Source organism: Paenarthrobacter sp. C1 (assembly GCF_049315185.1).
Taxonomy (GTDB): Bacteria; Actinomycetota; Actinomycetes; order Actinomycetales; family Micrococcaceae; genus Arthrobacter; species Arthrobacter nicotinovorans.
The window spans coordinates 1,333,052-1,358,235 of the sequence record NZ_CP186052.1 but is presented as its reverse complement, the minus strand read 5'-3'; the positions used below and the strand labels follow the sequence as shown (position 1 = coordinate 1,358,235).

The 25,184-nt window shown below is 62.5% G+C and carries 25 protein-coding genes; 12 read left to right on the top strand and 13 right to left on the bottom strand.

Annotated elements, in window-relative coordinates; translation table 11 throughout:
- Nucleotides 1–118: 118 nt before the first annotated feature.
- On the bottom strand, nt 119–922 hold the full coding sequence (locus ACNAOU_RS06600) for an isoprenyl transferase (protein ID WP_052247135.1): 804 nt from the start codon (nt 920–922) through the stop codon (nt 119–121).
- Nucleotides 923–1,029: 107 nt separating this feature from the next.
- Between ACNAOU_RS06600 and trhA the strand changes: the two genes are divergently transcribed.
- Nucleotides 1,030–1,671, top strand: a complete 642-nt coding sequence (trhA, locus tag ACNAOU_RS06595; protein ID WP_039240310.1) for a PAQR family membrane homeostasis protein TrhA — start codon at nt 1,030–1,032, stop codon at nt 1,669–1,671.
- Between the two features lie 357 nt (nt 1,672–2,028).
- On the opposite strand, the gene ACNAOU_RS06590 is transcribed toward trhA, so the two are convergent.
- Nucleotides 2,029–2,337, bottom strand: coding sequence for a hypothetical protein (locus ACNAOU_RS06590; protein ID WP_055975197.1), 309 nt, complete (start codon nt 2,335–2,337; stop codon nt 2,029–2,031).
- Between the two features lie 106 nt (nt 2,338–2,443).
- On the bottom strand, nt 2,444–3,349 hold the full coding sequence (gene mca / locus ACNAOU_RS06585; RefSeq protein WP_039240309.1) for a mycothiol conjugate amidase Mca: 906 nt from the start codon (nt 3,347–3,349) through the stop codon (nt 2,444–2,446).
- A gap of 73 nt (nt 3,350–3,422) precedes the next feature.
- On the opposite strand from mca, the gene ACNAOU_RS06580 reads away from it, so the two are divergent.
- On the top strand, nt 3,423–3,881 hold the full coding sequence (locus tag ACNAOU_RS06580) for a DUF4307 domain-containing protein (RefSeq protein ID WP_018777292.1): 459 nt from the start codon (nt 3,423–3,425) through the stop codon (nt 3,879–3,881).
- Between the two features lie 152 nt (nt 3,882–4,033).
- Nucleotides 4,034–4,528 (top strand): transcription elongation factor GreA, encoded by a 495-nt coding sequence (gene greA, locus ACNAOU_RS06575; protein ID WP_018777291.1) that lies wholly within the window; start codon nt 4,034–4,036, stop codon nt 4,526–4,528.
- A gap of 103 nt (nt 4,529–4,631) precedes the next feature.
- Here the strand turns inward: greA and ACNAOU_RS06570 are convergent, their stop codons facing one another.
- The 4 genes from ACNAOU_RS06570 to ACNAOU_RS06555 are packed head-to-tail and all read right to left on the bottom strand — an operon-like array spanning nt 4,632 to nt 8,790.
- On the bottom strand, nt 4,632–5,246 hold the full coding sequence (locus ACNAOU_RS06570) for a rhomboid family intramembrane serine protease (RefSeq protein WP_018777290.1): 615 nt from the start codon (nt 5,244–5,246) through the stop codon (nt 4,632–4,634).
- 13 nt (nt 5,247–5,259) lie between these two features.
- The gene (gene ilvA, locus ACNAOU_RS06565; protein WP_018777289.1) at nt 5,260–6,498 is read right to left on the bottom strand and encodes a threonine ammonia-lyase; all 1,239 of its coding nucleotides are present in this window, start codon (nt 6,496–6,498) and stop codon (nt 5,260–5,262) included.
- A 3-nt stretch (nt 6,499–6,501) separates the two neighbouring features.
- Nucleotides 6,502–7,779 (bottom strand): AI-2E family transporter, encoded by a 1,278-nt coding sequence (locus tag ACNAOU_RS06560; RefSeq protein ID WP_018777288.1) that lies wholly within the window; start codon nt 7,777–7,779, stop codon nt 6,502–6,504.
- 60 nt (nt 7,780–7,839) lie between these two features.
- Nucleotides 7,840–8,790 carry an aldose 1-epimerase family protein gene (locus ACNAOU_RS06555; protein ID WP_422758313.1) on the bottom strand — a complete coding sequence of 317 codons (951 nt, stop codon included), beginning with the start codon at nt 8,788–8,790 and terminating at the stop codon, nt 7,840–7,842.
- Nucleotides 8,791–8,889: 99 nt separating this feature from the next.
- On the opposite strand from ACNAOU_RS06555, the gene galT reads away from it, so the two are divergent.
- Genes galT through ACNAOU_RS06540 form a run of 3 tightly spaced genes read left to right on the top strand, consistent with a single transcriptional unit; the run spans nt 8,890 to nt 12,490 of the window.
- Nucleotides 8,890–10,041 carry a galactose-1-phosphate uridylyltransferase gene (galT, locus tag ACNAOU_RS06550; protein ID WP_422758312.1) on the top strand — a complete coding sequence of 384 codons (1,152 nt, stop codon included), beginning with the start codon at nt 8,890–8,892 and terminating at the stop codon, nt 10,039–10,041.
- Nucleotides 10,038–11,198: a galactokinase gene (gene galK, locus ACNAOU_RS06545; protein ID WP_018777285.1), complete on the top strand. Its 1,161-nt coding sequence runs from the start codon at nt 10,038–10,040 to the stop codon at nt 11,196–11,198. Before galT ends, galK begins: the two co-directional genes overlap by 4 nt.
- 53 nt (nt 11,199–11,251) lie before the next feature.
- Nucleotides 11,252–12,490, top strand: coding sequence for an acetyl-CoA C-acetyltransferase (locus ACNAOU_RS06540; RefSeq protein WP_422758311.1), 1,239 nt, complete (start codon nt 11,252–11,254; stop codon nt 12,488–12,490).
- 110 nt (nt 12,491–12,600) lie between these two features.
- Here the strand turns inward: ACNAOU_RS06540 and ACNAOU_RS06535 are convergent, their stop codons facing one another.
- Complete coding sequence (locus ACNAOU_RS06535) at nt 12,601–13,509, bottom strand: Bax inhibitor-1/YccA family protein (protein WP_018777283.1); 909 nt, start codon at nt 13,507–13,509, stop codon at nt 12,601–12,603.
- Between the two features lie 418 nt (nt 13,510–13,927).
- Here ACNAOU_RS06535 and ACNAOU_RS06530 point away from each other — a divergent pair, with 418 nt between their 5' ends.
- The 5 genes from ACNAOU_RS06530 to ACNAOU_RS06510 all read left to right on the top strand — a co-directional run bounded on the left by ACNAOU_RS06530 (nt 13,928) and on the right by ACNAOU_RS06510 (nt 19,015).
- Nucleotides 13,928–15,262, top strand: coding sequence for a branched-chain amino acid ABC transporter permease (locus tag ACNAOU_RS06530; RefSeq protein ID WP_227453511.1), 1,335 nt, complete (start codon nt 13,928–13,930; stop codon nt 15,260–15,262).
- Nucleotides 15,263–15,271: 9 nt separating this feature from the next.
- The gene (locus tag ACNAOU_RS06525) at nt 15,272–16,240 is read left to right on the top strand and encodes a branched-chain amino acid ABC transporter permease (protein ID WP_018777281.1); all 969 of its coding nucleotides are present in this window, start codon (nt 15,272–15,274) and stop codon (nt 16,238–16,240) included.
- Entirely contained in the window at nt 16,237–17,298 is a 1,062-nt protein-coding gene (locus ACNAOU_RS06520) for an ABC transporter ATP-binding protein (RefSeq protein WP_055974854.1), read from the top strand. The genes ACNAOU_RS06525 and ACNAOU_RS06520 overlap by 4 nt, the downstream gene beginning before the upstream one ends.
- Nucleotides 17,295–18,065, top strand: coding sequence for an ABC transporter ATP-binding protein (locus ACNAOU_RS06515; RefSeq protein WP_018777279.1), 771 nt, complete (start codon nt 17,295–17,297; stop codon nt 18,063–18,065). The genes ACNAOU_RS06520 and ACNAOU_RS06515 overlap by 4 nt, the downstream gene beginning before the upstream one ends.
- Nucleotides 18,066–18,157: 92 nt before the next feature.
- Nucleotides 18,158–19,015, top strand: a complete 858-nt coding sequence (locus tag ACNAOU_RS06510) for a phosphotransferase family protein (RefSeq protein ID WP_422758310.1) — start codon at nt 18,158–18,160, stop codon at nt 19,013–19,015.
- An 87-nt stretch (nt 19,016–19,102) separates the two neighbouring features.
- Here the strand turns inward: ACNAOU_RS06510 and ACNAOU_RS06505 are convergent, their stop codons facing one another.
- From ACNAOU_RS06505 to ACNAOU_RS06485, 5 genes are all read right to left on the bottom strand, one after another.
- Nucleotides 19,103–20,461, bottom strand: a complete 1,359-nt coding sequence (locus tag ACNAOU_RS06505; RefSeq protein ID WP_018777277.1) for an ABC transporter substrate-binding protein — start codon at nt 20,459–20,461, stop codon at nt 19,103–19,105.
- 238 nt (nt 20,462–20,699) lie between these two features.
- Nucleotides 20,700–21,812 carry an ABC transporter permease gene (locus tag ACNAOU_RS06500; protein ID WP_227453702.1) on the bottom strand — a complete coding sequence of 371 codons (1,113 nt, stop codon included), beginning with the start codon at nt 21,810–21,812 and terminating at the stop codon, nt 20,700–20,702.
- A gap of 74 nt (nt 21,813–21,886) precedes the next feature.
- Nucleotides 21,887–22,576 carry an ABC transporter ATP-binding protein gene (locus ACNAOU_RS06495; RefSeq protein WP_189075902.1) on the bottom strand — a complete coding sequence of 230 codons (690 nt, stop codon included), beginning with the start codon at nt 22,574–22,576 and terminating at the stop codon, nt 21,887–21,889.
- On the bottom strand, nt 22,573–23,658 hold the full coding sequence (locus ACNAOU_RS06490) for a peptidoglycan-binding protein (RefSeq protein ID WP_146230285.1): 1,086 nt from the start codon (nt 23,656–23,658) through the stop codon (nt 22,573–22,575). Before ACNAOU_RS06490 ends, ACNAOU_RS06495 begins: the two co-directional genes overlap by 4 nt.
- On the bottom strand, nt 23,655–24,020 hold the full coding sequence (locus ACNAOU_RS06485; RefSeq protein ID WP_110504374.1) for a hypothetical protein: 366 nt from the start codon (nt 24,018–24,020) through the stop codon (nt 23,655–23,657). The genes ACNAOU_RS06490 and ACNAOU_RS06485 overlap by 4 nt, the downstream gene beginning before the upstream one ends.
- Nucleotides 24,021–24,444: 424 nt before the next feature.
- Here ACNAOU_RS06485 and ACNAOU_RS06480 point away from each other — a divergent pair, with 424 nt between their 5' ends.
- On the top strand, nt 24,445–25,113 hold the full coding sequence (locus ACNAOU_RS06480) for a response regulator transcription factor (protein ID WP_110504372.1): 669 nt from the start codon (nt 24,445–24,447) through the stop codon (nt 25,111–25,113).
- Nucleotides 25,114–25,184: the final 71 nt, after the last annotated feature.

The following is a 25,184-nucleotide window of genomic DNA, read 5'->3' as shown; positions in this document are numbered from 1 at the left end:
CAGCGGGCGGTTTTGCCTGCTGATGGGTTTAACGTAATCCCCGACACATTCATTTCCGCAATCCGTCGTCGGCAAGTCGCATGTCGGGCTCGTTAATTTTCGGTGAACCGCGCCTGGGCTAGGTTCCGTAGCGGCGCTGCCGCCCGGCATAATCCCTGAGCGCACGGAGGAAATCGACCTTGCGGAAGGCGGGCCACAGGGCTTCACAGAAGTAGAACTCGCTGTAAGCGCTTTGCCACATGAGGAATCCGGAGAGCCGCTGCTCGCCTGAAGTGCGGATCACCAGGTCCGGATCGGGTTGGCCCCGGGTGTAGAGGAACCGGGAGATGTCGTCCACTGAAAGTTCATCTGCCACCTCGGACATGGTGCGTCCTTTGGAGGCGGCGTCGTGCAGGAGTTCCCTGACGGCGTCGACAATTTCGCGGCGGCCACCGTAGCCGACTGCGACGTTGACGTGGATCTTTTCGTGGACCGGCGTCCGGGACGTGAGTTTGTTCAGCCGATCAGCCAGGTAGTCCGGCAAAAGTTCCGGTGCTCCCATGGCATGAACAGACACGTCTTCGTCTTCGTCGAGCCGGTCCATGGTGTTGGCGATGATGCCCATGAGCAGGTCCAGCTCCTCACCGGAGCGGTTCATGTTGTCCGTGGAGAGCATGTAGAGCGTGACGACCTTGACGCCCAGTTCCTGGCACCATCCCAGAAATTCGTGGATTTTGTCTGCGCCGGCCTGGTGTCCTTGGCTGGTGGGGGCATTGAACTGGCGCGCCCAGCGCCGGTTGCCGTCCACCATGACGCCGATGTGCCGTGGGATCTGGTCCTGCTTGAGTGAGCGCAGGAGTTTGCGCTCGTAGAAGCCATAGAGGAAACCGGGCAGCTCCACCGGACTCTCACCTGACTTCCTTGCTTGTACGACGACGCACATCCAAGGCTACCTTCCCGAACTGCCGGGGCGGTGCAGTGGACAGTCAAAAACCGCCCAACACTTGTTACCCAGAAGTAACTTACCGAAACGTAGGTTATTCTTGGAGCATGGCTGAGCTCCTCGAAACCAAGCCCCTCTGGCGTGGATGGATCCACGCAGTTGCCGCTCCTTTTGCACTTGCAGCAGGGATAGTCCTGGTGACGGTTGCTCCCACTCCGGACCGCAAAGTCACGTCCACCATCTATGCCCTGACCGGTTTCCTGCTGTTTGGCGTCAGCGCCGTGTACCACCGGGGAAACTGGTCCCCCAAGGTCCGCATGCTCCTCAAACGGCTGGACCATACCAACATCATGCTGGTGATCGCCGGGAGCTACACGCCCCTGGCATGGTCCCTGCTGGAACGCTCTGAAGCTGTCACCTTGCTATGGCTTGTGTGGTCCGGGGCGATCGTCGGCGTCTTGTTCCGGATTCTGTGGACCCATGCTCCGCGCTGGCTTTACGTCCCGGTTTACATCGCCCTCGGTTGCGGGGCCCTGTTCTACCTGCCGCAGTTCTTCGCCGCGAATGCCGCCGCAGCCATCCTCATTTGCGTCGGCGGCGCCCTGTACATTGCCGGCGCAGTGTTCTACGCCCTCAAGAAGCCAAACTTCAGCGCCCGGAACTTTGGTTTCCACGAACTGTTCCACGCCTTTACCGTGCTGGCCTTCGCCGCGCACTTCATCGCCATCATGATGGCCGTCCTGAGCTAGCCCGGAAAGAAGCTAGCCCGGAAAGGCGGGTTCACCGCCCACAGCCATGGCCGCCAGCCGCGCCCCAGCCATGGAGGCAGCAACGGGACGTCACGTCGGGGGCCGGGGACGCGTCGTCGTACGTTTGATGGGCGACCACCACCCCTGGGCGGGCGACGTCAGCAACGCGCCGCACAGTTCGCGGCGATGCCGCGAGCCAGGACCGGCGACGGCGGCCGCAACCCGGCAGCGGCAAACGCCAAGCCGTCATCCCCGAACGGACGGCAGTGGACGGGATTGCCCGCGTGTTGCCGGAGATAGGCAGAGGGTTCCGAACCCAGGGCATCGCTTGCCCCGGGACAGCCGGTTCCGCCCGTTTCAGCGGGCTCCGGGGCCGCCATTGCCGATCTCGTCAGTGGGACCGCCGCTTTGTGCCGGATTCCCGTCCGCGGACGGCTCACCCGCTTCAGCAGCCAGACGGGCTTCCTCTACCTGTGCGCGATAGCGGACGCGTCGGATCCTCCGGACCATGTCCACGATCAGGAAGGTAGTGAGGATCACGATGAAGGCCGTGAGGACGAAACCCCACGTGCCCGGCGTCACCTGATCCTCGGACAGGCCGGGCCGCAGCGTGCCCGTGGGATCGGGCGACGGAGTGACGGTCAGGGCGAGAATCAAGTGGTGCACGGTCAAACCTTCTATGGGAACTGGTACGCGCCGGCCGGCAAAGCGTAACCGGGATGCTGATGGGCCATCCGGTAATTTCTACGAACGATAGAAACTACCGGCGTTCTTATCTTATCCCTGCGAAGAGATCCTTTTCGGGCAGCTCGGAAGGCACACGGGACTTGATCAGGGTGTAGTCCTCCCAAGGCCATGTGGTCCGCTGCAGTTCCGGCGATACGGCAAAGAAGAAGCCCAAAGGGTCGATCTGGGTGCGGTGGGCCCGCAGGGCGTCGTCGCGGACCTCGAAGTAGTCGCCGCAGTCGATCTGGGTAGTGGTCTGGTGACCGCCGGCGGGTGGCGTGTGTCCCTCGGCGTCGGCCTCCAACCACGCCGCCAGCCGCTCGGCGTACGGAGACTGCAGCCCTGCTTCCTCCAACGCGAAATGGAGGGCACGGAAACGTGCGGGGCTGAAAGCACGGTCGTAGTAGAGCTTGTCCGGGGCCCACGGCTCGCCCATGCCGGGATAGCGTTCGGGATCGCCCGCGGCTTCATAAGCTTCAACCGCCACCTTATGGGCCATGATGTGGTCCGGATGCGGATAACCGCCGTTTTCGTCGTAGCTGAGGATGACGTGCGGCTTGAACTGACGAACCAGGCGCACCAGTGGAGCTGAAGCCCGCTCCAGCGGCTGCAACGCGAAGCATCCCGGCGGCAGCGGCGGGAGGGGATCTCCTTCCGGCAGGCCTGAGTCCACGAATCCGAGCCAGCGCTGTTTGATTCCCAGCACCGCTGCCGCGTTGGCCATTTCCAGCCGGCGCGCACCGGCCATGTCACGCTTGGGATGCGGGGCATCCTCCATGGCGGGGTTCTGGATGTCTCCGCGTGATCCGTCCGTGCACGTGGCGACCATGACGTCCACGCCTGCGGCGGCGTACATCGCCATGGTTGCTGCACCCTTGCTGGACTCATCATCCGGGTGGGCGTGGACGGCGAGCAGCCGCAGCTGCTGGTCGGAACTGCTGGACGCTGTCACGTGACGGCTCCTCTTTCATGGATCTGCTTCAGGGGCGGCAAAGTGCCACCGGGATCGGCACTAAACTGGATGGGTGACTTCAGAGGACCTTTCGGCCACCCAAGTACCGGCAAGCACCAGCCTAGCCAATCGCTACGGCGGTCAAAAGCGCGCCATGACAGGCAAAACCAAGCGGAACATCATCATCGCCGCGCTGGTGGTCGCCATTGGCTTGGCCGGGTATGTCGCGACAGGGTCCGCGCAGGCTCCGGTCACGTTCAAAGACATTGGCTACAGCACGGTGGACGACACCCAGGCCGAGGTCGATTACCAAGTCACCAAGTCCCCTCGCGCCACCGCGAAATGCGCCATCAAGGCCCTGGACTCGAAGTTCGCAGTAGTGGGCTGGAAGGTGGTCGAGATCGGCGCCAACGAGCCCCAGGACGACCCCGACGGCGGGAGGACCACTGTCCAGCGGACCACCCTGAGGACCGAGTCCCCGTCCGTCTCCGGCGTCGTGGATAACTGCTGGATTGTGGACAGCGGCAAATAACAAACGTGTGACCTACGGCTCAACCGGTTTGGGTTCGTCCAGAGGATTTACTACAATGGATGAAACCTTCACCCCGTTAAGTTGGTTACTGAGTTTTACGAGTGGCCACCTCGGCGGGGTCTTTTGCATTGTCAGATCTAGAGGAGAAATCCGTGTCTACCACCAACAGCGCCACTGCGGCTTGGCTTACCCAGGAAGCTTTCGACCGCTTGAAGGCTGAGCTGGACCACCTTTCCGGCGCTGGCCGGGCGGAAATCGTCCAGAAGATCGAAGCTGCCCGCCAGGAAGGCGACCTCAAGGAAAACGGCGGCTACCACGCAGCCAAGGAGGAGCAGGGCAAGATCGAAGCCCGTATCCGCCAGCTGACCGCCCTTCTGCGCGATGCGCATGTGGGCGAGGCCCCGGCCGACGACGGAATCGTCGAGCCCGGCATGCTGGTTGTTGCCCGCATCGCCGGTGACGAAGAGACGTTCCTGCTGGGCTCGCGCGAAATCGCCGGAGATTCCGATCTGGATGTCTTCAGCGAGAAGTCGCCCCTCGGTGCAGCCATCATCGGCCACAAGGAAGGCGACAGCCTCAGCTACGTCGCTCCCAACGGCAAGGAAATCGCGGTAGAGATCGTCTCCGCCAAGCCGTACGTCGCCTAGGTATCAGCCCGGGCACCACAAGCACGACGCCGGCCCCTCCTTTGTGGAGGTGCCGGCGTTTTTTGTGCCCGGCCCAGCTTTGGGACTTACTGTCCCCGTTGGGTCAGGGGGTGATGGCGGGCTTGGGCCGTAGCAAGAGGGCCGCGATGATGCCACCGATCGCGCCACCCAGGTGGGCCTGCCAGGAGATGTAGCCCATCACCGTAGGCAACACCCCGAAGAGGATGCTGCCGTAGGCCATGAACAGCACCACGGACAGCAGGATCTGCCACCAGCTCCGGTTGAAGAAACCCCGGACCAGCAGGAACGCGAAGAAGCCGAACACCAACCCGGAGGCCCCGACCGTCACCCCTCCCCCGCCGATGAGCCACACAGTCAACCCCGAGCCCAGCCAACTGAACGCCAGGGCCGTGATGAACACGCGGATGCCGGACAGGAACACCAGGAAACCGAAGATGATCAGCGGCAGGGTGTTCGAGATCAGGTGGTTGAAGTTTGCGTGAAGCAAAGGAAAGGTGAGGATGTCCAGGACACCGTCCATGGAGCGGGGGCGGAGTCCGAAAGTGGCGTTCAGGGCGTGCCGCATCAGCGTATTGAGAATCTCGATGACGTAGAGCAGGACCACGAACCCGCCCATGAAGAGCAGGCCGCCCTTCGCCCGTCCGGCCAGCGATTCCTCGGCTTCGGCTCTTGATCCTTCAGGCGTTCCAAGCACCATGGCGCTCCTCCCGTCAGTGCACCACGATCGGCTGGAAGCCCTCGGCCCGCAAGGCGCCAAGGACCTGTTCGCCGTGTTCGTGGCCCTTCGTTTCCAGGTTGATGGTGATGGAGACATCGCCCATGCTGATGGAACCGCCCAGGCGCGTGTGGTCCAGGCCGGTCACGTTGGCATCGTTCTCTGCGATGATCCGGGCGATCGTAGCCAATGAGCCGGGACGGTCATCGAGCATCATACGGACCGTCATGAAGCGGCCTGCAGCCGACAAACCGCGCTGGATGACCTTCAGCATCAGCATGGGATCGATGTTGCCGCCGGAAAGCACGACGGCGGTGTTCCCTGGGTTTTCGATCTTGCCGTCCATCAGTGCGGCTACTCCCACCGCGCCGGCGGGCTCAACGACCATCTTTGCGCGTTCCAGCAGGAAAATGAGCGCACGGGCCAATGAGTCTTCGCTGACGGTGACAACGTCGTCCACAAGCTCGCGGATGATGCTGAACGGCAGCTGTCCCGGTCGTCCCACTGCGATGCCGTCAGCCATCGTGGATACCTTCTTGAGCGGCACCAGGGCATCGGCAGCCAGGGAGGGCGGGTATGCCGCGGCGTTTTCTGCCTGCACACCAATGACCCTGATCTCACGGCCAAGCTCCTTGGCGCGGGCTTTGATGGCCACGGCCACGCCGGCCAGCAGTCCACCGCCGCCGACGCCCATAAGGATGGTGTCCACATTGGGGATCTGTTCCAGGATCTCCAGACCGATGGTGCCTTGACCCGCTACGACATCCACGTTGTCAAAGGGGTGCACGAACACGGCACCGGTTTCGTTGGCGTAGCGTTGCGCTTCGGCCAGTGCCTCGTCCACATTGTGGCCGTGAAGGATGACCTCTGCCCCGTGGCTGCGCGTGGCGGCGAGTTTGGGGAGGGCGACGCCCAGCGGCATGTAGATCCGGGCGTTGATGCCCAGGCTCTTGGCGGCCACTGCGACACCTTGGGCGTGGTTGCCGGCGGAGGCCGCCACTACACCGCGTTTCTTTTCGTCGGCAGTGAGGCGGGCCATGCGTACATAGGCACCACGGACTTTGAACGAGCCGGCGCGCTGCAGGTTCTCACACTTGAAGAAGACATTTCCGCCCACAAGGTGGCCCAGCGCCCGCGACGACTCCACCGGAGTCTTGGTAATAATGCCCTCGAGCAGCTCCTGCGCCTTGAGGACATCGTCCAGGGTGACGGGCAGGGTATCGAGGGTATTCACTGACTATTCTCCTTTGTTGGTGTCGGCCTCGGGGCCCTCAGCAGAGGTGCTCCCCGGAGCCTTGGTCGTGCCGGCGCCGCCCCTGGCGAGACGGGATTCGGACTTTGGAAGGTGCACTTCCTTGAAGTTGGCGTCGCCGGAACCCGCGGAAGCGGCCGCCGGTTGGAGTCCGGCGCCACCCAATCCTTCATCATGTTCCCACGTCCGGCCGGCAATGTAGCGAACTGCCGTGTTTACTACGGCGAGCAGGGGAACTGCGAACAGGGCTCCCGGGATGCCTGCCAGATAAGAGCCTGCAGCCACCGAGAGGATGACGGCCACCGGGTGCAGGGCAACAGCCTTGCCCATGACCAGCGGCTGCAGGATGTGACTCTCAAGCTGCTGCACCAGCAGGACGATGGCCAGCATGATCAGGGCATTGACGGGCCCATTGGCGACGAGGGCCAGCAGCACCGCGATGGCACCGGTGACCAGCGCGCCCACAACAGGGATGAACGAGCCGATGAAAACAAGGACGGCGAGGGGCAGTGCCAAGGGGACCTGGATGATCGCAGCACCGACACCGATGCCTACGGCGTCCACGAAGGCAACAAACATCTGGATACGGACGTAGCTGACCATCGAGGTCCAACCCCGCCGGCCTGCACCGTCAGTTGCCCTCCGCGCCGTTTTAGGCAGAAGGCGTACCAGGAAGGCCCAGATCCGGCTTCCCTCCAGCAGGAAGAAGATCAGGATGAACAGCGCCAGCACCAGGCCGGCCGCGAAGTGTCCTGCGGTACTGCCAAAGGACAAGGCGCCGCTGAGGATGCTGCTGCTGTTGTTCTGCAGGGCGTTGGCACCATCGGCGATGTACTGGTCGATCTGGTCGGCGGTGAGATGGAGGGGGCCGTCGGCCAGCCAGGTCTGGATCTGCTGGATTCCGGCGAGGGCTTCCTGCCACAGTGCGCCGAAGCCGGACACCAACTGCCGGCCCACAAGAGCCAGGGCGCCGGCAATGACGCCGATGAACCCGACTACGGTAATAGCGACGGCAGCGCCATTGGGAAGTTTGCGGCTCCGCAACCAGGCCACCACCGGATAGAGCAGACCTGCCAGCAGCGCTGCCACCATGACGGGGATGATGAGGAAGCTGACCTTCCCCAGCAGCCACACCAGAGCACCGATCATGAGCAGTATCAGACCTGCCCGCCACGACCACGCTGCAGCAATGCGCACCCCATAGGGGATGTCCTCGGCGATTTGGCGGTCAGAACGGGGCTTGGCGTCCGGTGTTGGCGTCATGAACCCATAATTCCGTAGCCCGCTCCGTATGGGAAACCGACCCGCAGGCAGCGCCGCGGACTAAAGGGATGCAGTAATGCCCCAGTTCATGGTGAACGCCTCCCCCGGCGCCAACCAGCGGAGGCCGTCACCACTGTTGAAGGCGTTCGCCGGGCCAGTCATCGGTTCGATGGCCACTGCCCTGGAACGTCCAGGAAAGGTGTCAGTGATGAAGACATGGACATACTGGCAGTTCGTGTCCTGCTCCAGGCTTACACTGCGGCCATCAGGTGCGGTGAGCGTATGGCGGGCCGCGCCGCCGTCGAACTCCAGGTCCGTTAACGCGACGTCCACCAATGACGTGCCAACCGGGATGCCTGATGAAAAGTCGTACGGCCCGTCCGCCGGGGCCGTGCTGCGCGGGATCAGGCGCTCATCCGCCACAAGCCGGGTCCGGGCGTTGACGGTAAGGATGAGGTCTTCGGGGGCAGTGTCGCCCAAGCGCAAGTAAGGGTGGGCGCCCAGGACAAAAGGAGCCGGGCTCTGCGCCTGGTTGATCAAGGTCTGGGAAACACGGAGGTCCAGGGCGTCGTCGAGTTCGTAGCGCACCCGGTGAAGCACCAGAAACGGGTAGCCGTGCTGGGGAAAAACAGTGGCTTCCAGGGTGACGGAGAATTCGGACTCATCCACCAGCGCATAGCCGGTGTTGCGCAATAGTCCATGGCTGGCGTTGTTGCGTGAAACTTCCGTGATGTCGAGCTGCTGCTTCTTGCCGTCGAGGTACCAGATTCCGTCTTCCACCCGGTTGGCCCACGGCGCAAGGGTGATGCCGGTGGCCCCTGGAGAGATCTCAGCGTCGCCGTAACTCTCGGTCAGCTGGACCCCGCCGCGGGAGTACAGCCGCAGTCCCGCAGCCAGTTCCGTGACGACAGCAACGGCGTTGTCCCGTCGCAGCTCGAACTGCCGCCCCGTGGCGAAACGGCGGGATTCGGGGTGGTGGGCGCTGTCGGTTGGCATCGAAGAGGCAGGCATGGCATTACCGTACTGCATTCGGGAGGTCGGACCGGACCCGGCAATGTTTGATTTTGTTAGAAACTATGCGCTTTTGGTCATTTGTGGAACAATGAAGTCATGAGCCGCATCACCACAACCCGCCTGGCGGACAGCCGGGAGCTGATCTACTTTGACGACCCCGGAACGCCGGAACGGTCACCGGATTCACTGGTTGACCATCGCCGGCTCCCCGCACGGGGCGAGCCCGGCGAAGTCAGGTACGACGCATTGTCAGGAGACTGGGTGGCTGTGGCAGCCCACCGGCAAACACGGACGCATCTCCCCCCGGCCGATCAGTGCCCCATCTGCCCCACCACTGCCGCGAACCCCTCGGAGATTCCGGCGCCGGACTACGACGTCGTGGTGTTTGAAAACCGCTTCCCGTCCCTGGGCCCGGCCCTGGGCGACATCCCTCCGCTGCCTGCAGCGGGACAGAACGCCCACGGCATCACAGGTCCCGCTTTTGGCCGCTGTGAGGTCGTGGCTTTCACGCCGCAGCATACTGGCTCCTTCGCAGGGTTGGGCGAGACCCGCGCCCGGACAGTGATCGAAGCGTGGGCACAGCGGACCGAGGCGCTGAGCGCCCTGCCCGGCATCAAGCAGGTCTTCCCCTTCGAGAACCGCGGCGCCGACATCGGCGTCACCCTGCACCACCCGCACGGCCAGATCTACGCCTACCCGTACGTGACGCCGCGGGCCGCCCAGCTCGGTGCCGTGGCCCGCAAGTATTACGACGACGTCGACGCGAAGGAAACGCTCGGGGCCTCGCTCCTGAAGGCAGAACGTGAAGACGGCAGCCGCATGGTCCTGGAGGCCGAGCACTTCAGCGCCTATGTTCCCTTCGCCGCGCGCTGGCCCTTGGAAATCCACCTGGTGCCCCACCGCAGCGTGCCTGACCTTGCGGCGCTCACAGGGGCCGAGCGGGACGAGCTCTCGCACGTCTACCTGGACCTGCTCAAGCGCCTCGACGCCCTGTACCCCACTCCCATGCCGTACATCTCCGCGTGGCACCAGGCCCCGCTGGATCCCGCGCTTCGTCCGGCGGGGCAACTGCACCTGCAGCTCACCTCCCCCCGGCGCGCGGCCGATAAGCTCAAGTACCTGGCCGGATCGGAAGCGGCCATGGGAGCGTTCATCAACGACACCACCCCCGAAGCCGTGGCCGAGCGGCTCCGCAACGTCGCCGTTGCACCGGCCACCGACAAGACCATGGAAGGCATCCGAGCATGACCACCACCACGGACGCCAGCGTCCTCACCGCCCGTTTCCAGGAAACGTTCGGAGCAGCTCCCGACGGCGTGTGGCAGGCCCCGGGACGCGTCAACCTGATCGGCGAACATACCGATTACAACGAAGGCTTTGTGCTTCCCTTCGCCATCGACAGGACGGCGAAGGTGGCCCTGCGCGTCCGCGACGATTCGACGGTGCGCATGCTGTCCACGTTCGGCGGCCACGGGATGGTGGAAGCCAGTCTCGTGGAGCTGGAACCCGGCTCGGGCGAAGGCTGGTCCCGTTATCCCCTGGGAGTCGCCTGGGCCTTGCAGGAGCGCGGCATCACCGTACCCGGCTTTGACCTGCTGCTCGATTCCGACGTCCCCTCGGGCGCCGGGCTGTCCTCCTCCCACGCCATCGAGTGCGCCGTCATCTCCGCACTCAACGAACTCACGGGTGCCGGCTTTGCGGCGGAGGAGCTTGTCCTGGCCACCCAGCGCGCCGAAAACATCTTTGTCGGGGCTCCCACGGGAATCATGGACCAGTCGGCATCCCTGCGTGGCGCCAAGGGACACGCTGTCTTCCTCGATTGCCGCGACCAACACGTTGAGTTGGTCCCGTTCGACGCCGAGGCCTCGGGCCTGGTCCTGCTGGTTATCGACACCAAGGTCTCACACTCACACGCCGACGGCGGATACGCCTCGCGCCGCGCGTCCTGCGAGCTGGGAGCCGAAATCCTCGGCGTTAAAGCACTGCGCGACGTCGGCGTCGAGGATTTGGAGGAAGCTTCCGGGCTGTTGGATGAGACCACGCTTCGGCGGGTGCGTCACGTGGTCACCGAAAACGACCGCGTTCTCCAAACCGTCGAGATACTTGGCACCCGGGGACCTGCGAGCATTGGAGCCCTGCTGGACGCCAGCCACGTGTCCATGCGCGACGACTTCGAGATCTCCTGCCCGGAGCTCGATCTGGCCGTGGATACCTCCCGTGCCAGCGGCGCAATCGGTGCGCGAATGACCGGCGGCGGTTTCGGTGGTTCTGCCATCGCCCTGACGCCGGTGGGCCAGGAACAGCAGGTGAGGGACGCCGTCGTGCGTTCCTTTGCGGAGGCGGGCTTCACCGCACCGGACATCTTCACTGTCACCCCCGCTGCAGGCGCCTTCCGCCTGGCCTGACGCGCCCGGCCTGCGCCCGGTAAGCACAGCGATGCCGGGCGTAAGCTGGGGCCATGACTGAGGCTGTCATTGTTTCCACTGCCAGAAGCCCGATCGGGCGCGCCTTCAAAGGGTCCTTGAAGGATGAACGACCCGACGACCTCGCCACTGCCATGGTGCAGGCGGCACTGGCCAAGGTTCCTGGCTTCGACCCGGGCTCGGAGGACGGACGCGGCCTGGACGACATCCTCCTGGGCTGCGCGGAACCCAGCGGCGAAGCAGGCTCGAACATGGCCCGCGTCGTGGCGGTGCTGGCCGGATTGGACCAGGTTCCGGCAGCCACCATCAACCGCTTCTGCGCATCGAGCCTCCAAACCCTGAGGATGGCCTTCCATGCCATCAATTCCGGGGAGGCCCACGCGGTGGTTTCCGCCGGGGTGGAGAGCGTTTCCCGCTACCGGAACTGGGTGGGCGCCGGCGAAACCGACACCGCCGACCACAATCCGCGCTTCGAAGCAGCCGCCCAGCGCACCGCAGCCCGCGCCGCTTCCAACATCCCGTGGACGGACCCCCGTTTTGGCGGCCGCTTGCCGGACATCTACATCTCCATGGGCCAGACCGCGGAGAACGTCGCCACGAGCTACGGCATCAGCCGCGCCGAGCAGGACGAATGGGGCGTCCTGAGCCAGAACCGCGCCGAGGCTGCAATTGCCTCCGGGTTCTACGCCCGGGACATCACTCCCTTCACGCGTAAGGACGGAGTGGTGGTTGACCGTGACGACTCTCCCCGGCCGGGGGTGACACTGGAGGCGGTGTCGGCACTGCAGCCCGTGTTCCGCCCAGGGGGCACTGTGACGGCAGGTAATGCCTGTCCCCTCAACGACGGCGCGGCGGCCGTGGTGGTCATGAGCGATACCCGGGCACGCGAACTCGGCCTGGAACCCTTGGCGCGGGTGGTATCAACAGGCGTCAGCGCACTCTCACCCGAATTGATGGGCATGGGGCCGGTGGAGTCCACCCGGCGGGCACTTTCCCTCGCTGGTCTGACCATGGACGACATCGATCTGGTGGAGCTTAACGAGGCCTTCGCCGTGCAGGTGGTGGCAAGTGCCAGGGAGTTGGACATCGATCCTGCCAAACTCAACGTTCACGGCGGCGCCATCGCCCTGGGCCATCCATTCGGCATGACTGGCGCACGCATGACCAGCACGCTGCTGAACGGGTTGAAGGAACGGGACGGGACACTGGGGCTGGCAACACTCTGCGTGGGTGGCGGCCAGGGCATGGCCGTGGTGTTCGAACGCCTGAGCTGACGCGAGGGGTTGGATCCCACCCCTTTGACACGCCCTTTCCCCCGAAACCTCACCCCTCGAAGACACGAAAAAGCCCCGAAGACGAATCTTCGGGGCTTTTTGCTGTGTAGCTAGTCGTCGCCTCGCAGGATGGCGAGCAGTCGAATGATCTCGACGTAGAGCCAGACCAGCGTGACTGTCAGGCCGAATGCTGCAACCCAGGAGTAACGCTCCGGGGCACCGGCGCGGACGCCTTCTTCGATGCTGGTGAAGTCCATGATGAGCGAGAACGCTGCCAGGCCGATGGCCAGGATACCGATGAAGACACCCAGCGGGATGCCGGCAATGGTGATGCTGGTGCGGAGACCGAAGGGCTCCTGCACGGCACCCGTCCACATCATGACCAGGTTGATCAGCGCGAAGACCGCATAGCCGATGGTCGCGATCATGAAGAAGCGCACCATCTTCGGCGTAGCGCGAACCTTGCCGCTCTTGAACAGCACGAGTGTCACACCGAAGACTGCAAGGGTACCGATGACGGCCTGCAGGCCGACGCCCGGGTACATGCCATCGAGGATCCGGGTCAGGCCGCCGAGGAACAGGCCCTCGAGTCCGGCATAGGCCAGGATCAAGGCCGGTGACGGCTGCTTCTTGAAGGTGTTGACCAGGGCCAGGACGAATCCGCCCAAGGCGCCAACGATCATCAGCAGGCTGGACAGGCCAGGTGCCACAAACAGCGTCACGGCTGCGCCGATCACGAGGACCACCAAGCAGGCAACGGTCTTCATAATGACGTCGTCATAAGTCATGCGGCCGGTGTCAGCGGGGCCTGCTGCCGGCTGGTTGTACATCTGCTGCAGTTGTTCGTTGGTCATGCCCTGCTGCTGGGCTGACCATGCGGCCTGGCCGTCCATGACCTGTCCGGGCGCCCGGCCAGCCTGGTTAAATTGCTGGCCGTACGGATTTTGCGGTACAGGCGGGGCCTGCTTTGCTCCACGGAAATTCTTTCCGTTGAAGACTGGGTTTCCGCCAAGTGCCATTACGGGTGTCCTCCTGAAAAAGGGCTAAGTGATAGTTCACGGTACCAATTACCACGCGTGCGCGGCAGGGAAAGTTCCCCTGTTCACCGAGACGAAACGCAACCGTGACACGGCAGGGGACGAATCCGGGACGCGTTTCGGCCCGCGAAACTTAAGTGACACTGCCACACAACAAATTTTTTGTTTAGGAATCCTGCATTAATAGTTGCCTATAGCTTCACAGTTGTTATCTGATCGCGATCTTCGCACCCCCGAACTGGGCATTCATTCGGTCCGTCGAGCGGTAACATAGGCCACACATGGGTGACTTAGATCACAATCGAGGCAGCTAGGCAAGAACTGTTCACAAGCCCCATGACCCGTTCGCACCGGCTGCAATGGCGCAGTCGGGACCACCCCCACTGTGGAGGTTTCCATTTTGAGAAGCACACTGCGCGACCCGTCCAAGAGACGGTCCAAGGGACTGCAGAGAGTCGTGGGGGCACTGTTCGCAGCCCTGATCGCAACTCTGTTGATCGCCGCCCCTTCGGCACAGGCAACCACCCCCTCGCCTTCGCCATCACCCACCAATTTCCAAAACAACATCAGCGGGTTCCTCCGCGATGACGCCCGGGCCCCCATACCCGGCGTCAAGATCAAAGCCTCGGGCAACGGATTCGAAGGTGAAGCCACCTCCGGAGCCAACGGTGCGTGGAGCATCGGCGTACCAGTCCAAGGCACCTATACCGTTGAGCTCGATACCTCGACCTTGCCCGATGGCATCAAGCTCGCCGATGGCCAGGACAACCCCAGGGATGTCACCTTCAGCCAGACATCCAACTTGTCGGTGATCTTCGCCTTCGGCAAAGGCATCGTGGTCCAGCAACAGGACTTCGGCCAGAACCTCTTGAACCGCCTGGTGGCGGGTTTGAGCTTCGGCCTCCTCCTCGCATTGGCTGCAGTGGGACTTTCGCTGATCTTCGGAACCACCGGCCTCACCAACTTCGCCCACGGCGAGATGGTGACCCTCGGCGCAGTCCTCGTCTTCATGTTCAACGGCTTCGGCCTCCCCTTCTGGCTGGCGATCCTGCTGGCCCTCGTAGGCGGTGGGCTCTTCGGCTACGTCCAGGACGCAGGACTTTGGCGTCCCCTGAGGCGGCGCGGTTCCGGACTGGTCCCCATGATGATCGTCAGCATCGGCCTCGCCCTTGCCATCCGGTACGTCATCCAGTTCTTCTTTGGCGGTGCTACACAGCAGCTGCCGGGAGCACAGAGCGCTGAGATCCAGATCGGCCCCGTGTCCATCTCCCCCAACAACCTGTGGTCGTTGCTCATCAGTGCCGTGGTGATCGCCTTGATTGGGTTCATCCTGTTGAAGACCCGACTGGGCAAGGCGACCCGCGCGGTCGCCGACAACCCGGCGCTGGCAGCAGCCTCCGGCATCGACGTCGACTCCGTCATCCGGATCGTGTGGATCGTCGGCGGCGTCCTGGCCTCCCTGGGCGGCATCCTCTGGGCCTACTACCGCCCTGGTGTCACCTTCGATATGGGTTCGCAGATCCTGCTGCTCATCTTTGCGGGTGTGACGCTCGGTGGATTGGGCACAGTATTCGGTGCGCTGATCGGTTCGATCGTCGTAGGCATCTTCGTGGAACTGACAACAGTCTTCGGCCTTCCCGCCGACCTCAAATACGTCGGTGCCCTTTTCATCATGATCGTTGTTCTTCTGTTCCGACCGCAGGGTATCCTCGGCCGGCGTGAGCGTGTGGGTTAGGAGCGGGCCATGGATTTCGGATTTATTTTCTCCAGCGCCCTTGGTGAATTGTTCAGCCCGACGACGGCGGCCTACGCGCTTGCCGCTTTGGGCCTTGCCGTGCACTTCGGCTACTCGGGCCTCCTGAACTTCGGCCAGGCAGGCTTCATGGCTGTCGGCGCCTACGGTTTCGCCATCTCCACTCTCACCTTCGATGCCCCGTTCTTTGTAGCCCTGCTCGTTTCGGTCATCTGTTCGGTCATCTTCGCCTTCATTCTGGGTATCCCAACGCTGCGGCTTCGAGCCGACTACCTGGCAATCGTCACCATCGCAGCCGCGGAAATTGTCCGCTACGTGGTCACCACCAACCAGCTCACCAAAGTCACCGGTTCCGCCAACGGCCTGGCTGCCTTCGAGAACACGTTCTACGCCATGAATCCCTTCCCCGAAGGGTCCTACATGGGTATGAACAACCGCGATTTCTTCATCCGCGTCGTGGGCTGGGGCCTGGTTATCGTCTGCTGCGTCCTGGTGTGGCTGCTGATGCGCAGCCCGTGGGGCCGCGTCCTGAAGGGCATTCGTGAGGATGAGAACGCTGTCAGGTCCCTGGGCAAGAACGTTTACGCCTACAAGATGCAGGCACTCGTCATCGGTGGTGTCCTTGGCGCCCTGGCCGGCATGATCTTCACGCTTCCCCGCGGTGCTGTCCAGCCGTCCAACTACGGAACAGAACTGACGTTCTTCCTCTGGACATGCCTCCTGCTCGGCGGCATGGCCACCGTACTGGGGCCTGTTATCGGAGCAATGATCTTCTGGGTTGTCCTCTCCCTGACCCAGAGCCTGCTCTATGGCCTCATCGAATCAGGGGCGGTCACCTGGCTGACAACGGTCCAGGCGGGCCAGCTGCGCTACATCCTTGTGGGCGTGGCGCTGATGCTCCTGATGATCTTCCGCCCACAAGGCGTGTTCGGCAATAAGAAGGAGCTTGCTTTCGCATGAGTGAGACCAACGACAGCAATATCGGCAACAGCGAAAATATTGATTACATGACAGATTCGCGCCCGATCGCAGTTGGGGAAAACACACCCGGTTGCAAGAAACGCGATCCGATCGTGGTGGCAGAGGACGTGACCCGCTCCTTTGGCGGCATCAATGCTGTGGATGTCGAGTACCTCGAAATTCCCCGCCACAAGATCACCGCATTGATCGGACCCAACGGTGCGGGCAAAACCACTCTGTTCAACCTGCTGACGGGCTTTGACACTCCCAACTCCGGGAAGTGGCAGTTCGAAGGCAACAGCCTTGCCGGTGTTTCCTCCTACAAAGTGGCACGCATGGGCATGGTCCGGACCTTCCAGCTCACCAAGGTCATGGGCAAGCTGACGGTTATGGAAAACATGCGCCTGGGGGCAGCAGACCAACCGGGCGAGCGGCTCTCCAGGGCTCTGTTCAAGGGCATGTGGGGCGGCCGTGAAAAGGAGATCACCGCCCAGGCCAACATCCTGCTGGAGAAGTTCAAGCTGGATGCCAAGAAGGACGATTATGCTGCGTCGCTTTCCGGCGGCCAGCGCAAGCTCCTGGAGATGGCCCGCTCCTTGATGGTCAAGCCCAAACTGGTCATGCTCGATGAGCCGATGGCAGGCGTGAACCCGGCACTGACGCAGTCGCTGCTGGACCACATCAAGAACCTTAAGGCCGAGGGCATGACCGTCCTCTTCGTCGAGCACGACATGAACATGGTCCGCCACATCGCTGACTGGGTGGTGGTCATGGCCGAAGGCAAGGTAGTGGCCGAGGGACCTCCTGGCGAAGTGATGAAGAACCCTGCCGTCATCGATGCCTACCTTGGCGCCCACCACGACGTCGATCTCGGCGACGCTGAAGGCATCAAGGAACTCGAGGCCGAGCTGGAGGCCGACGACGAGTCGGTGGTCGGCACGGAAGACGCCGGCATTCTGTCGGACATCGTCGAACCCAGGATCGTTGAATCGAAACACGCTGAACCGAAACACGTTGAACCCAATCATGTTGAACCCAGGAATGAGGAGGGGAAATGAGCAGCACCAGCGCCATGCCGGCTCCGGCTCCGGCCCCCACAGGCGATTCAGTGGTGAAGGTCACCAACCTCGTTGCAGGTTACATCCCGGGCGTCAACATCCTGAACGGCTGCAGCATCGAAGCCCGCAAAGGTGAACTCATCGGCATCATTGGCCCCAACGGCGCCGGCAAGTCCACGCTGCTGAAAGCCATGTTCGGTTTGGTCAAGGTCCACTCGGGCACCGTTGTGGTGCGAGGACAGGACCTCACCGGGTTGAAGGCCAACAAGCTGGTCACCCAGGGCGTTGGTTTCGTACCGCAGACCAACAACGTTTTTGCCACGCTGACCATCGAGGAAAACCTCCAGATGGGTATGTTCCAGCGGCCCAAGGTGTTCGCCGAACGCTTTGACTTCGTCACCAGCCTCTTCCCGGAGCTGGCCAAGCGGCGCGCCCAGCGTGCAGGGTCACTTTCCGGAGGTGAACGCCAGATGGTGGCCATGGGCCGGGCACTGATGATGGATCCCGCAGTGCTGCTCCTGGACGAGCCATCCGCTGGCCTCTCCCCCGTCAAACAGGACGAGACCTTCCTTCGGGTCCACGAAATCAACCGGGCCGGAGTGTCCGTGATCATGGTGGAGCAGAACGCCCGCCGCTGTCTCCAGATCTGCGACCGCGGCTACGTCCTGGACCAGGGCAAGGACGCCTACACAGGCACCGGCCGGGAGCTCATGAAGGACCCCAAAGTCATCCAGCTCTACTTGGGAACCTTGGCTGACGAGGTCTAGCGAAAAACAAAGCGGGGTCACTTCCTGCCCATGTTGGGTCTCCCAACGGGCCGGAAGTGACCCCGCTTTGTTGTTGCTGGCATGCTGGACGGATGACTGAAGGCCTCACTGAAGAACAGCGCGCCTTGCTGGAGTCCTGGCTGGGCCACTACCGGGTGGTGCGGGATCATTCCTGGCCACTCCAGGACACCACCGTGCTGCAGTTGGAAACCGCCTACGGAGACCAGGTCATCATCAAGGCGAGTGAGACCAGCCACCATATCCGCCGCGAGATTGCAGCCTATTCCCGTGGATTACCCGGGCTTGATGGCAACGTCCCTGTCATGCTCCACGCCGCCCCTGGCGCCGGTCTCCTGGTCACGCGCTACCTTCCGGGGGCGGTGGTGGCAGGTACGCCGGCAGAGGACGATGCGCAGACCTATCGGCAGGCCGGGGAACTCCTGCGCCTTTTGCATCAGCCGGCAGGAACGTCGGGCAGCTATCTGCGGTCACTCAGCATCAGAACCAGCTCGATGCTGGACAAGGCGCACGGGCTATTGGCGCGGCCCGTGCTGCGCGCCCTGGCTTCGGCGATTGCCGCCGTCGAACATCTTCCCGTCGAGGTGGTGACCACCCATGGCGACTATCAGCCCCGGAACTGGCTCCACGATGCCGGGACCATCCGCGTCATCGACTTCGGGCGGGCCGAGCTGCGCCCTTGGGTCCATGACCTGGTTCGTCTCGGCCATCAGCAGTTCCTGGGGCAACCCGGGCTGTCAGCGCCCTTCCATGAGGGTTTGGGCAGGCTTGTGGACACAGAAGAGGAATGGCAGTCGTGGCGGCTGGAGAACCTCAACCAGGCGGTCGGAACAGTGGTCTGGGCACACCACGTGGGAGACCGGGACTTTGAACAACAGGGCGTCCGGATGGTGGAAAGAGTGCTTGACGGTTTCGAACCCTATCCCGGTTGACGCAGCAAATCCGGGTTGACGCGGAACAGGCCCCCTTCCTGGTGTGGAAGGGGGCCTGTTGTAGACCGTGGTCTGTCGGTGTTCGGCTTAGAGCTTGCCGAACTCCTCACGGACCGGCTTGTAGGTGTTGTCGTCCTGGTACTCGTAGATACCGATGTACGCCTCGGTGGGGTCACCGGCGTCGGAGAACGTCACCGGACCCGACTGGCCGTCATAGTCGATGTCCTTGCCCTCGCGGAGCAGAGTGACGCAGGCGGGGTAGCTGGTGCACTTCTCGCCACCTTCGGAGACTTCCTTCAGCTTGGCTGCGATATCCGTGCCCTTGGTGCTCTTTGCGGCTTCGGAAGCCAGCGCGATCAGGTTCACGGCGTCGTAGGATTCACCTGCGTAGCTGTAGTCCTTCAGCGCGGGATCGATGGCCAGGAGCTTCTTCTTGAAGTCGTCCTTGGCGAACGTACCGGGAATCGTTCCCTGTGCACCCTTCAAGGTGCCTGCCTGGAAGTCCTTGCTGTAGTCCGAGGTGTTGCCGTCGACCATGAACAGCTGCGTGGGCTTGATGCCCTTGCCGGTGATCAGGGGGACGATGCTCTTGGCCTGGTCAAAGGTGATCAGGGCAATGGCATCCGGCTTTGCGGCCAGGACCTTGTCAACCTGGCTGCTGAACTGCGAGTCGCCTTCGTTGAAGAGTTCCTCAGCTACAACCTTGCCGCCGGCCGCCTCGAAGGCCTCCTTGACGTTCTTCTGAAGGCCGGTGCCGTAAGCGTCGTTGAGAACGATCATGCCAACGGTCTGGGCGCCACAGGTAGCCATGTAGTTACCAAGGACCTTGCCCTGCAGGACGTCTGACGGTGCAGTACGCCAGTACAGTCCCTTGTCATCCCAGGTGGTGAAGTCGGGCGAGGTGTTCGCGGGCGAGAACTGGATGACGCCGGCACCCGTGATCTGGTTGATGACAGTCTTGGAAACACCCGAAGACGCCGCACCGATAACCGCGCTGACCCCCTGGCCCAGAAGTGCCGTGGTGGACTGCGTCGCGATGTCGGTCTTGGTGTCGCCGGAGTCACGGTGAACTACGGAAACCGGAGCGCCAAGGACGCCGCCGGCATCATTGACTTCCTTGATACCAAGGTTCACACCAGCGATTTCGGGTGGGCCGAGGAACGCCAGCGACCCCGTTGTCGGCAGGAGCGAACCAATCTTGAGCGGTGTGGACGTTGTGGTGGTCGAGGGGGGTACAGGTCCCGTGTTGGTGGCAGCCTGGCTGTTGCCGGCTCCCGCTCCGCCGCTCGGTGCCGGGCAGGAGATGCCTGCCGCCGCGGAAGCGGAGGAAGACCCAGTCTGTGTCGGCGTCGAAGACCCGCCACAAGCTGTGGCCAAAAGGGCGACCCCAATGCCAAGCGCTGTTAGCTTGGCGGCTCGGGGCGCCGCTGGGGAAAGATCAAACATTCGTTGTCTCCTCGATCGAAAGGTGCGAACTGCCTTTGATGCGATTACTCAGGTGTTCCTGATTAAGACTCAAACTAGTGCAATTGATCGGCGAACATAAGTGATTCAGGTCACATCCCTATAACACTCGTTGCCTGTGGGGAATCTACGAGGTCACTGGGAATTTTCACTGAAGAGGGAATGTGCTCCCCCTGCTTCCTGTGGCAGGGGGAGCCGTCGACGGCCGTACCGGTGCCCGTCAACTGTTCAACGCGGCAGTAGGCGGTGTTCTCGCGGCCCGAACTGCGGGGACAACACCTGCCACGGCGCCTATGGCCACCGTGGCGCCAACTCCAGCCACGAGCACTTCACCAGGTATGTCGGTGAGCCATCCGTTGCTGCGGGAAACGATCGCGGTAATGAACCACCCGAGAGTGACGCCCGCAATCCCGCCGTAGGCGGCGAGCAGCATGGCTTCAACGAGGAATTGTGCTTTGATGTGCCGGCGGGTTGCACCAAGGGCGCGTCGAAGGCCGATCTCACGGCGTCGTTCCAGTACGGAGATGACCATAGTGTTAGCCACCCCGATGCCCCCGACCAACAGTGCGATTGAACCGACGCCTACGAGCAGCCCCGTGAAAGCTAGATCGACGGTGTTCTTCGCCGCGAGCGCATCCGACGGTCGGCTGACCAGCACTTCATTTGGTGCTTCAGGGTTGATGGTGGCGGGGACCAATTGACGAATGCGATTGACTTCGGAATCGGCGGAACGTTGGTAGATGGTGGTAGGGGCGCCGTCATAGCCGAACATCGATGCGGCAACAGGCTCGCCGATCAGCGCTGACATGTCCAGTTCAGGAGCCAGCGGTGAACGATTCAGGATTCCGACGACGGAAAAGGTGTTGCCGCCAACATCAACCAACGCCCCCGGCGCGTTGAGGCCCAGACGTTGTGCGGTATCGAACCCCAAAACTACGGCCGGAAGCTCGATGGTCGCTGAATTCAACCACGTACCGCTCAGCAAGGTAGCACTCGTAGCTTCGAGTAGGTTGACGTCCGCGGCAACTACCGTGAATCCGCCGGAGTGGCTCTTCGGTACCTCTGCATTGCGCAGAAGGGGGACGTTCTTTATCGTCGACGTCGAACTCGCAGAGTCGACGCCCTCGATACGGCGGACGGCCGCTACCGAGTTACTTGGAAGTGAGGTCTCTTTGCCAAAGGCGTCCTCGCCGCTTGTCACTGTCAAAAGGTTCGTGCCCAAAGAAGCCAGTTCGCGTTGAACCAAGGCTTGGCTTGATGAGGAGATGCCGATAACAGCTACCATCGCAGCGATGCCAATTGCGATGCCCAGCGAGGAGAGAACGATGCGCATAGGGTGGGCCTTAAGGCCATGAACGCCCAATACCAGGACATCACTGAGTCGTAGACGGGAGGTAAGCGGCGCACTCATGCGGTTCCGTTCTTCGTATCGTGGATGATTTCGCCGTCGCGAATGGCCACCCGTCGCGGTACTTTCGCGGCAAGCGATTCGTCATGGGTGATTATCGCCACCGTAGTGCCCGTATTGTTGAGTTCGTCAAGGATTTCCATCACGGTGCGACCGGACTTGGTGTCGAGGCTGCCAGTAGGTTCGTCCGCAAGGAGCAACGGCGGTTCCCCGACGATGGCGCGGGCGATGGCCACCCGCTGGCGTTCTCCTCCGGACATTTGCTTGGGCTGATGACGCATTCGCCGGCTAAGTCCCACACGTTCGAGTGCGATCGCGGCCCTGGCCCGACGTTGACGGGCGGGAGCACCCGTGTAAAGCAAGCCCATAGCGACGTTGTCGACCGCACTCACCCCGTCAAAGAGGTGGAACTGCTGAAACACAAATCCGATGGTGTAGGCGCGCAACGCTGAGAGCTGTGCGTCGGTCATCCCTTCCACGTCCCTGCCCGCAATGGACGTCGTGCCTGAGGACGCGCGATCAAGCGTGCCGATCAGATTGAGCAGGGTGGATTTTCCTGACCCACTGGGGCCAACGATTGCAAGGTACTCCCCCTGGGTAATGCGCAGGTCGACCCCTTTGAGCGCCTGGGTGGGCGGAGAACCGTAGACGCGCGTTACCCCCTGAAGGGCGACGATGTCAGTCGTCATCGTCCGACCACCACGTTGTCGCCTTCGGTGAGCTCTCCGTCGGTCACTTCAACATTGCCGCTGGCGAAGGCGCCCAACGTCACTGGAACGGAACGGGTCTTTCCCGGCTCCTCAAGAACATCGACGGCATATCCACCGCCGCTTTGGGCGAGCAACGCGAGTACCGGAACAATCAGCACGTTCCGGCTCCTGACCTGGGTAAGGCCCACGGTCACGGTGACGTTGTCGAAGTCGTTCGCCGCGGAAGGGTCGTTCAGGGTAACAGTGGCCTGGATCTTGAGGGACTTATCCTCCATTTCTTTCGGAAGTCCGACTTTGGAGATCGTTCCTGTCGACTTGGAACCGTTCGGCAGGGCAATGGTGACCTCTGCCCCTGCCACGGCCACAGACTGAAGCGACGGGTCCAGGGCTGCGACTACTTCTTTGCCGAGCGCGGACACAGTGAGCAGTGCAGGGCCCGAAGGGTCGCCGACCGATGCATTGATGGCCGATACCCGCACATCGCCGCCCGCAAAGACAATACGGCCTACGGGGATGGTACCAGTGACTTCCAAGCCGATTGACATTTGCCAGGCTTTGATCGCATCGGCTGTTTGCCAGCTGAATTCGCGGTCGGGCTGACCAGTAAAATACCCCAGAGCCGCCAGATTTTGCTCCAACTGGAGTACATCCGTTCCAGCCTCCATCCCGGATGCGAACCCGCGCCACACCGGTAAGGCGCCGTGCATGAGAACAACAGGCTGGTCATCGACTCGAAACAGCTCCCGCCCTGCGCCAATTACGGACGCCAAGTCCGGTAGCGCTGTTAGGACGCCGGGAAGAGGGGTGCCTATTGACCTCATCCCGGCGTAAGCCAGGGTGCCGGAAGCCCGAACCTGTTCGGTGAGGTCTCCCCGGGTCACCGCGACCGACTCAAGCGTGACCGTCGTCGCCTTCGACTCCGGCGTCGGTTCCATGAGGACCCCAACAAGGGCCAGTGTCGCAGCGACCGCCAGCCCTGCGCCGGTGAAAGCCCTGATGCGCCGCAACCTTCGGGAATGTACCGGCGCCGGGCCTGCGGGTTCAGTCGTTGTCGAGGTCACTTGCTTCCTCCGAAACCATTAAGGAAGTTCTCGCCATAAGCCTTGGACATGCAGTCGGTGAGGATTGTGCGGTCAAAGTCCCCCGGGCTGACGGCTTGTCCGGCCGAGGTGTCGTCCGCGTCGGGGTCCGGGTCCGGGTAGTCGTATCCGGCTTCGCGCATGCACTTTGCAAAAGCAAGGTCCATCTTCAGGCTTTCCTCCCTGGACGGTCGCGGCGGACCGTCGACCTGCGGGGGCGGGCCGACCTCGGCGTAGCACTTCGTGTAGGCGGCCTGGGAACCACCATTCGGCTGTCTCTTACGGTTGGGATCCACCCCCTCTGCTGCGAGGCAGTCGTTGAGCTTCGTCTGCCAATCCGCCATCAGTGCTTGCCCGTTTCCAGCACTCGGCGCCGTGCCAGGGTCCGTATCCGGTTCAGGGGAGCACGCAGCAAGCGACAATATCAGCGCCACAGCGGCCGTGCCCAGCAGTGAACATGCAAAAAACGGTTTTGAATGGGTTCGGGTTCTCAACAATCCGGGTCCTCGATACTTCTGCTTTGACGGAGACCTTGTGTCACCGTCTGGATGAAGCACATCAAGGAGCAGGTTTTGTTAGCGTAAAGAGATCGGCTTTCGGGCCGGGCATAGTCGAATTTGCCGTCAAGACGTCACCAGCGTTGCCTCAAACGAGGGCCCCGGGAGACCGGGGCCGGACCCGGCGTTGGATCATCCCTCGTCAGCGGCTTTACCAGGAAGTAACCCCGGCTCTGCTTAACTGTTTCCGGGAAGAGAGGAGGGTTCGCGCATGCGGGTTCTGATCGTGGAAGATGAAGCTTTCCTGGCCGAGGCCATCCGCGACCGTCTTGAAGTCGACGCTATTGCCGGGGATATCGCCTTTGATGGTGACGCTGCGCTGGAGGCGACGACGCACACACAGTACGACGTTGTTCTGTTGGACCGCGATATTCCAGGCATCCACGGAGACGAGCTATGTCAATTGCTGTCCTCGAACCCGGAGGGACCGGCTGTCATCATGCTGACGGCGTCCGGGCATCTGGATGACAGGGTTGGCGGACTCGGGCTCGGTGCAGATGACTACCTCACCAAGCCGTTTGAGTTCACCGAACTGATAGCCAGACTCCGTGCGGTCCACCGAAGGCAGTTTGTGTCCCACCCACCCGTCCTCCGTTCCGGCGGGATCTCGCTGGACCCGTTCCGCCGTGATGTGACTCGAAATGGCCGGGCTGTGAATCTCACCCGCAAAGAGTTCGCTGTCTTGGAACTTTTGCTCCGCGCAGGCGGGGGAATCATCAGCGCAGAAACGATTCTGGAGAAGGCTTGGGATGAAAACAGCAACCCATTCACTGGAACCGTCAAAGTCACAGTGAGCAACCTCCGGCGGAAACTCGGGTCTCCGGATCCCATCACCACTGTGATTGGTGTCGGTTATTCCATCACTGACCCTGGCCGCTGATATGCCCGTCCGACCCGCTTCCCGGTCCCGCCGCCGTCGGCTGACCATTCGAACGCGCTTCGCACTCACCT

Excerpts from the sequence above, each read along its gene's own strand:
- ACNAOU_RS06600 (WP_052247135.1), bottom strand. The coding sequence starts at position 922 with ATGTGCGTCGTCGTACAAGCAAGGAAGTCAGGTGAGAGTCCGGTGGAG.
- trhA (WP_039240310.1), top strand. The coding sequence starts at position 1,030 with ATGGCTGAGCTCCTCGAAACCAAGCCCCTCTGGCGTGGATGGATCCAC.
- ACNAOU_RS06570 (WP_018777290.1), bottom strand. The coding sequence starts at position 5,246 with ATGGTGCTTGGAACGCCTGAAGGATCAAGAGCCGAAGCCGAGGAATCG.
- ACNAOU_RS06560 (WP_018777288.1), bottom strand. The coding sequence starts at position 7,779 with ATGACGCCAACACCGGACGCCAAGCCCCGTTCTGACCGCCAAATCGCC.
- ACNAOU_RS06555 (WP_422758313.1), bottom strand. The coding sequence starts at position 8,790 with ATGCCTGCCTCTTCGATGCCAACCGACAGCGCCCACCACCCCGAATCC.
- galT (WP_422758312.1), top strand. The coding sequence starts at position 8,890 with ATGAGCCGCATCACCACAACCCGCCTGGCGGACAGCCGGGAGCTGATC.
- galK (WP_018777285.1), top strand. The coding sequence starts at position 10,038 with ATGACCACCACCACGGACGCCAGCGTCCTCACCGCCCGTTTCCAGGAA.
- ACNAOU_RS06540 (WP_422758311.1), top strand. The coding sequence starts at position 11,252 with ATGACTGAGGCTGTCATTGTTTCCACTGCCAGAAGCCCGATCGGGCGC.
- ACNAOU_RS06535 (WP_018777283.1), bottom strand. The coding sequence starts at position 13,509 with ATGGCACTTGGCGGAAACCCAGTCTTCAACGGAAAGAATTTCCGTGGA.
- ACNAOU_RS06525 (WP_018777281.1), top strand. The coding sequence starts at position 15,272 with ATGGATTTCGGATTTATTTTCTCCAGCGCCCTTGGTGAATTGTTCAGC.
- ACNAOU_RS06520 (WP_055974854.1), top strand. The coding sequence starts at position 16,237 with ATGAGTGAGACCAACGACAGCAATATCGGCAACAGCGAAAATATTGAT.
- ACNAOU_RS06515 (WP_018777279.1), top strand. The coding sequence starts at position 17,295 with ATGAGCAGCACCAGCGCCATGCCGGCTCCGGCTCCGGCCCCCACAGGC.
- ACNAOU_RS06510 (WP_422758310.1), top strand. The coding sequence starts at position 18,158 with ATGACTGAAGGCCTCACTGAAGAACAGCGCGCCTTGCTGGAGTCCTGG.
- ACNAOU_RS06505 (WP_018777277.1), bottom strand. The coding sequence starts at position 20,461 with ATGTTTGATCTTTCCCCAGCGGCGCCCCGAGCCGCCAAGCTAACAGCG.
- ACNAOU_RS06500 (WP_227453702.1), bottom strand. The coding sequence starts at position 21,812 with ATGCGCATCGTTCTCTCCTCGCTGGGCATCGCAATTGGCATCGCTGCG.
- ACNAOU_RS06495 (WP_189075902.1), bottom strand. The coding sequence starts at position 22,576 with ATGACGACTGACATCGTCGCCCTTCAGGGGGTAACGCGCGTCTACGGT.
- ACNAOU_RS06485 (WP_110504374.1), bottom strand. The coding sequence starts at position 24,020 with ATGGCGGATTGGCAGACGAAGCTCAACGACTGCCTCGCAGCAGAGGGG.
- ACNAOU_RS06480 (WP_110504372.1), top strand. The coding sequence starts at position 24,445 with ATGCGGGTTCTGATCGTGGAAGATGAAGCTTTCCTGGCCGAGGCCATC.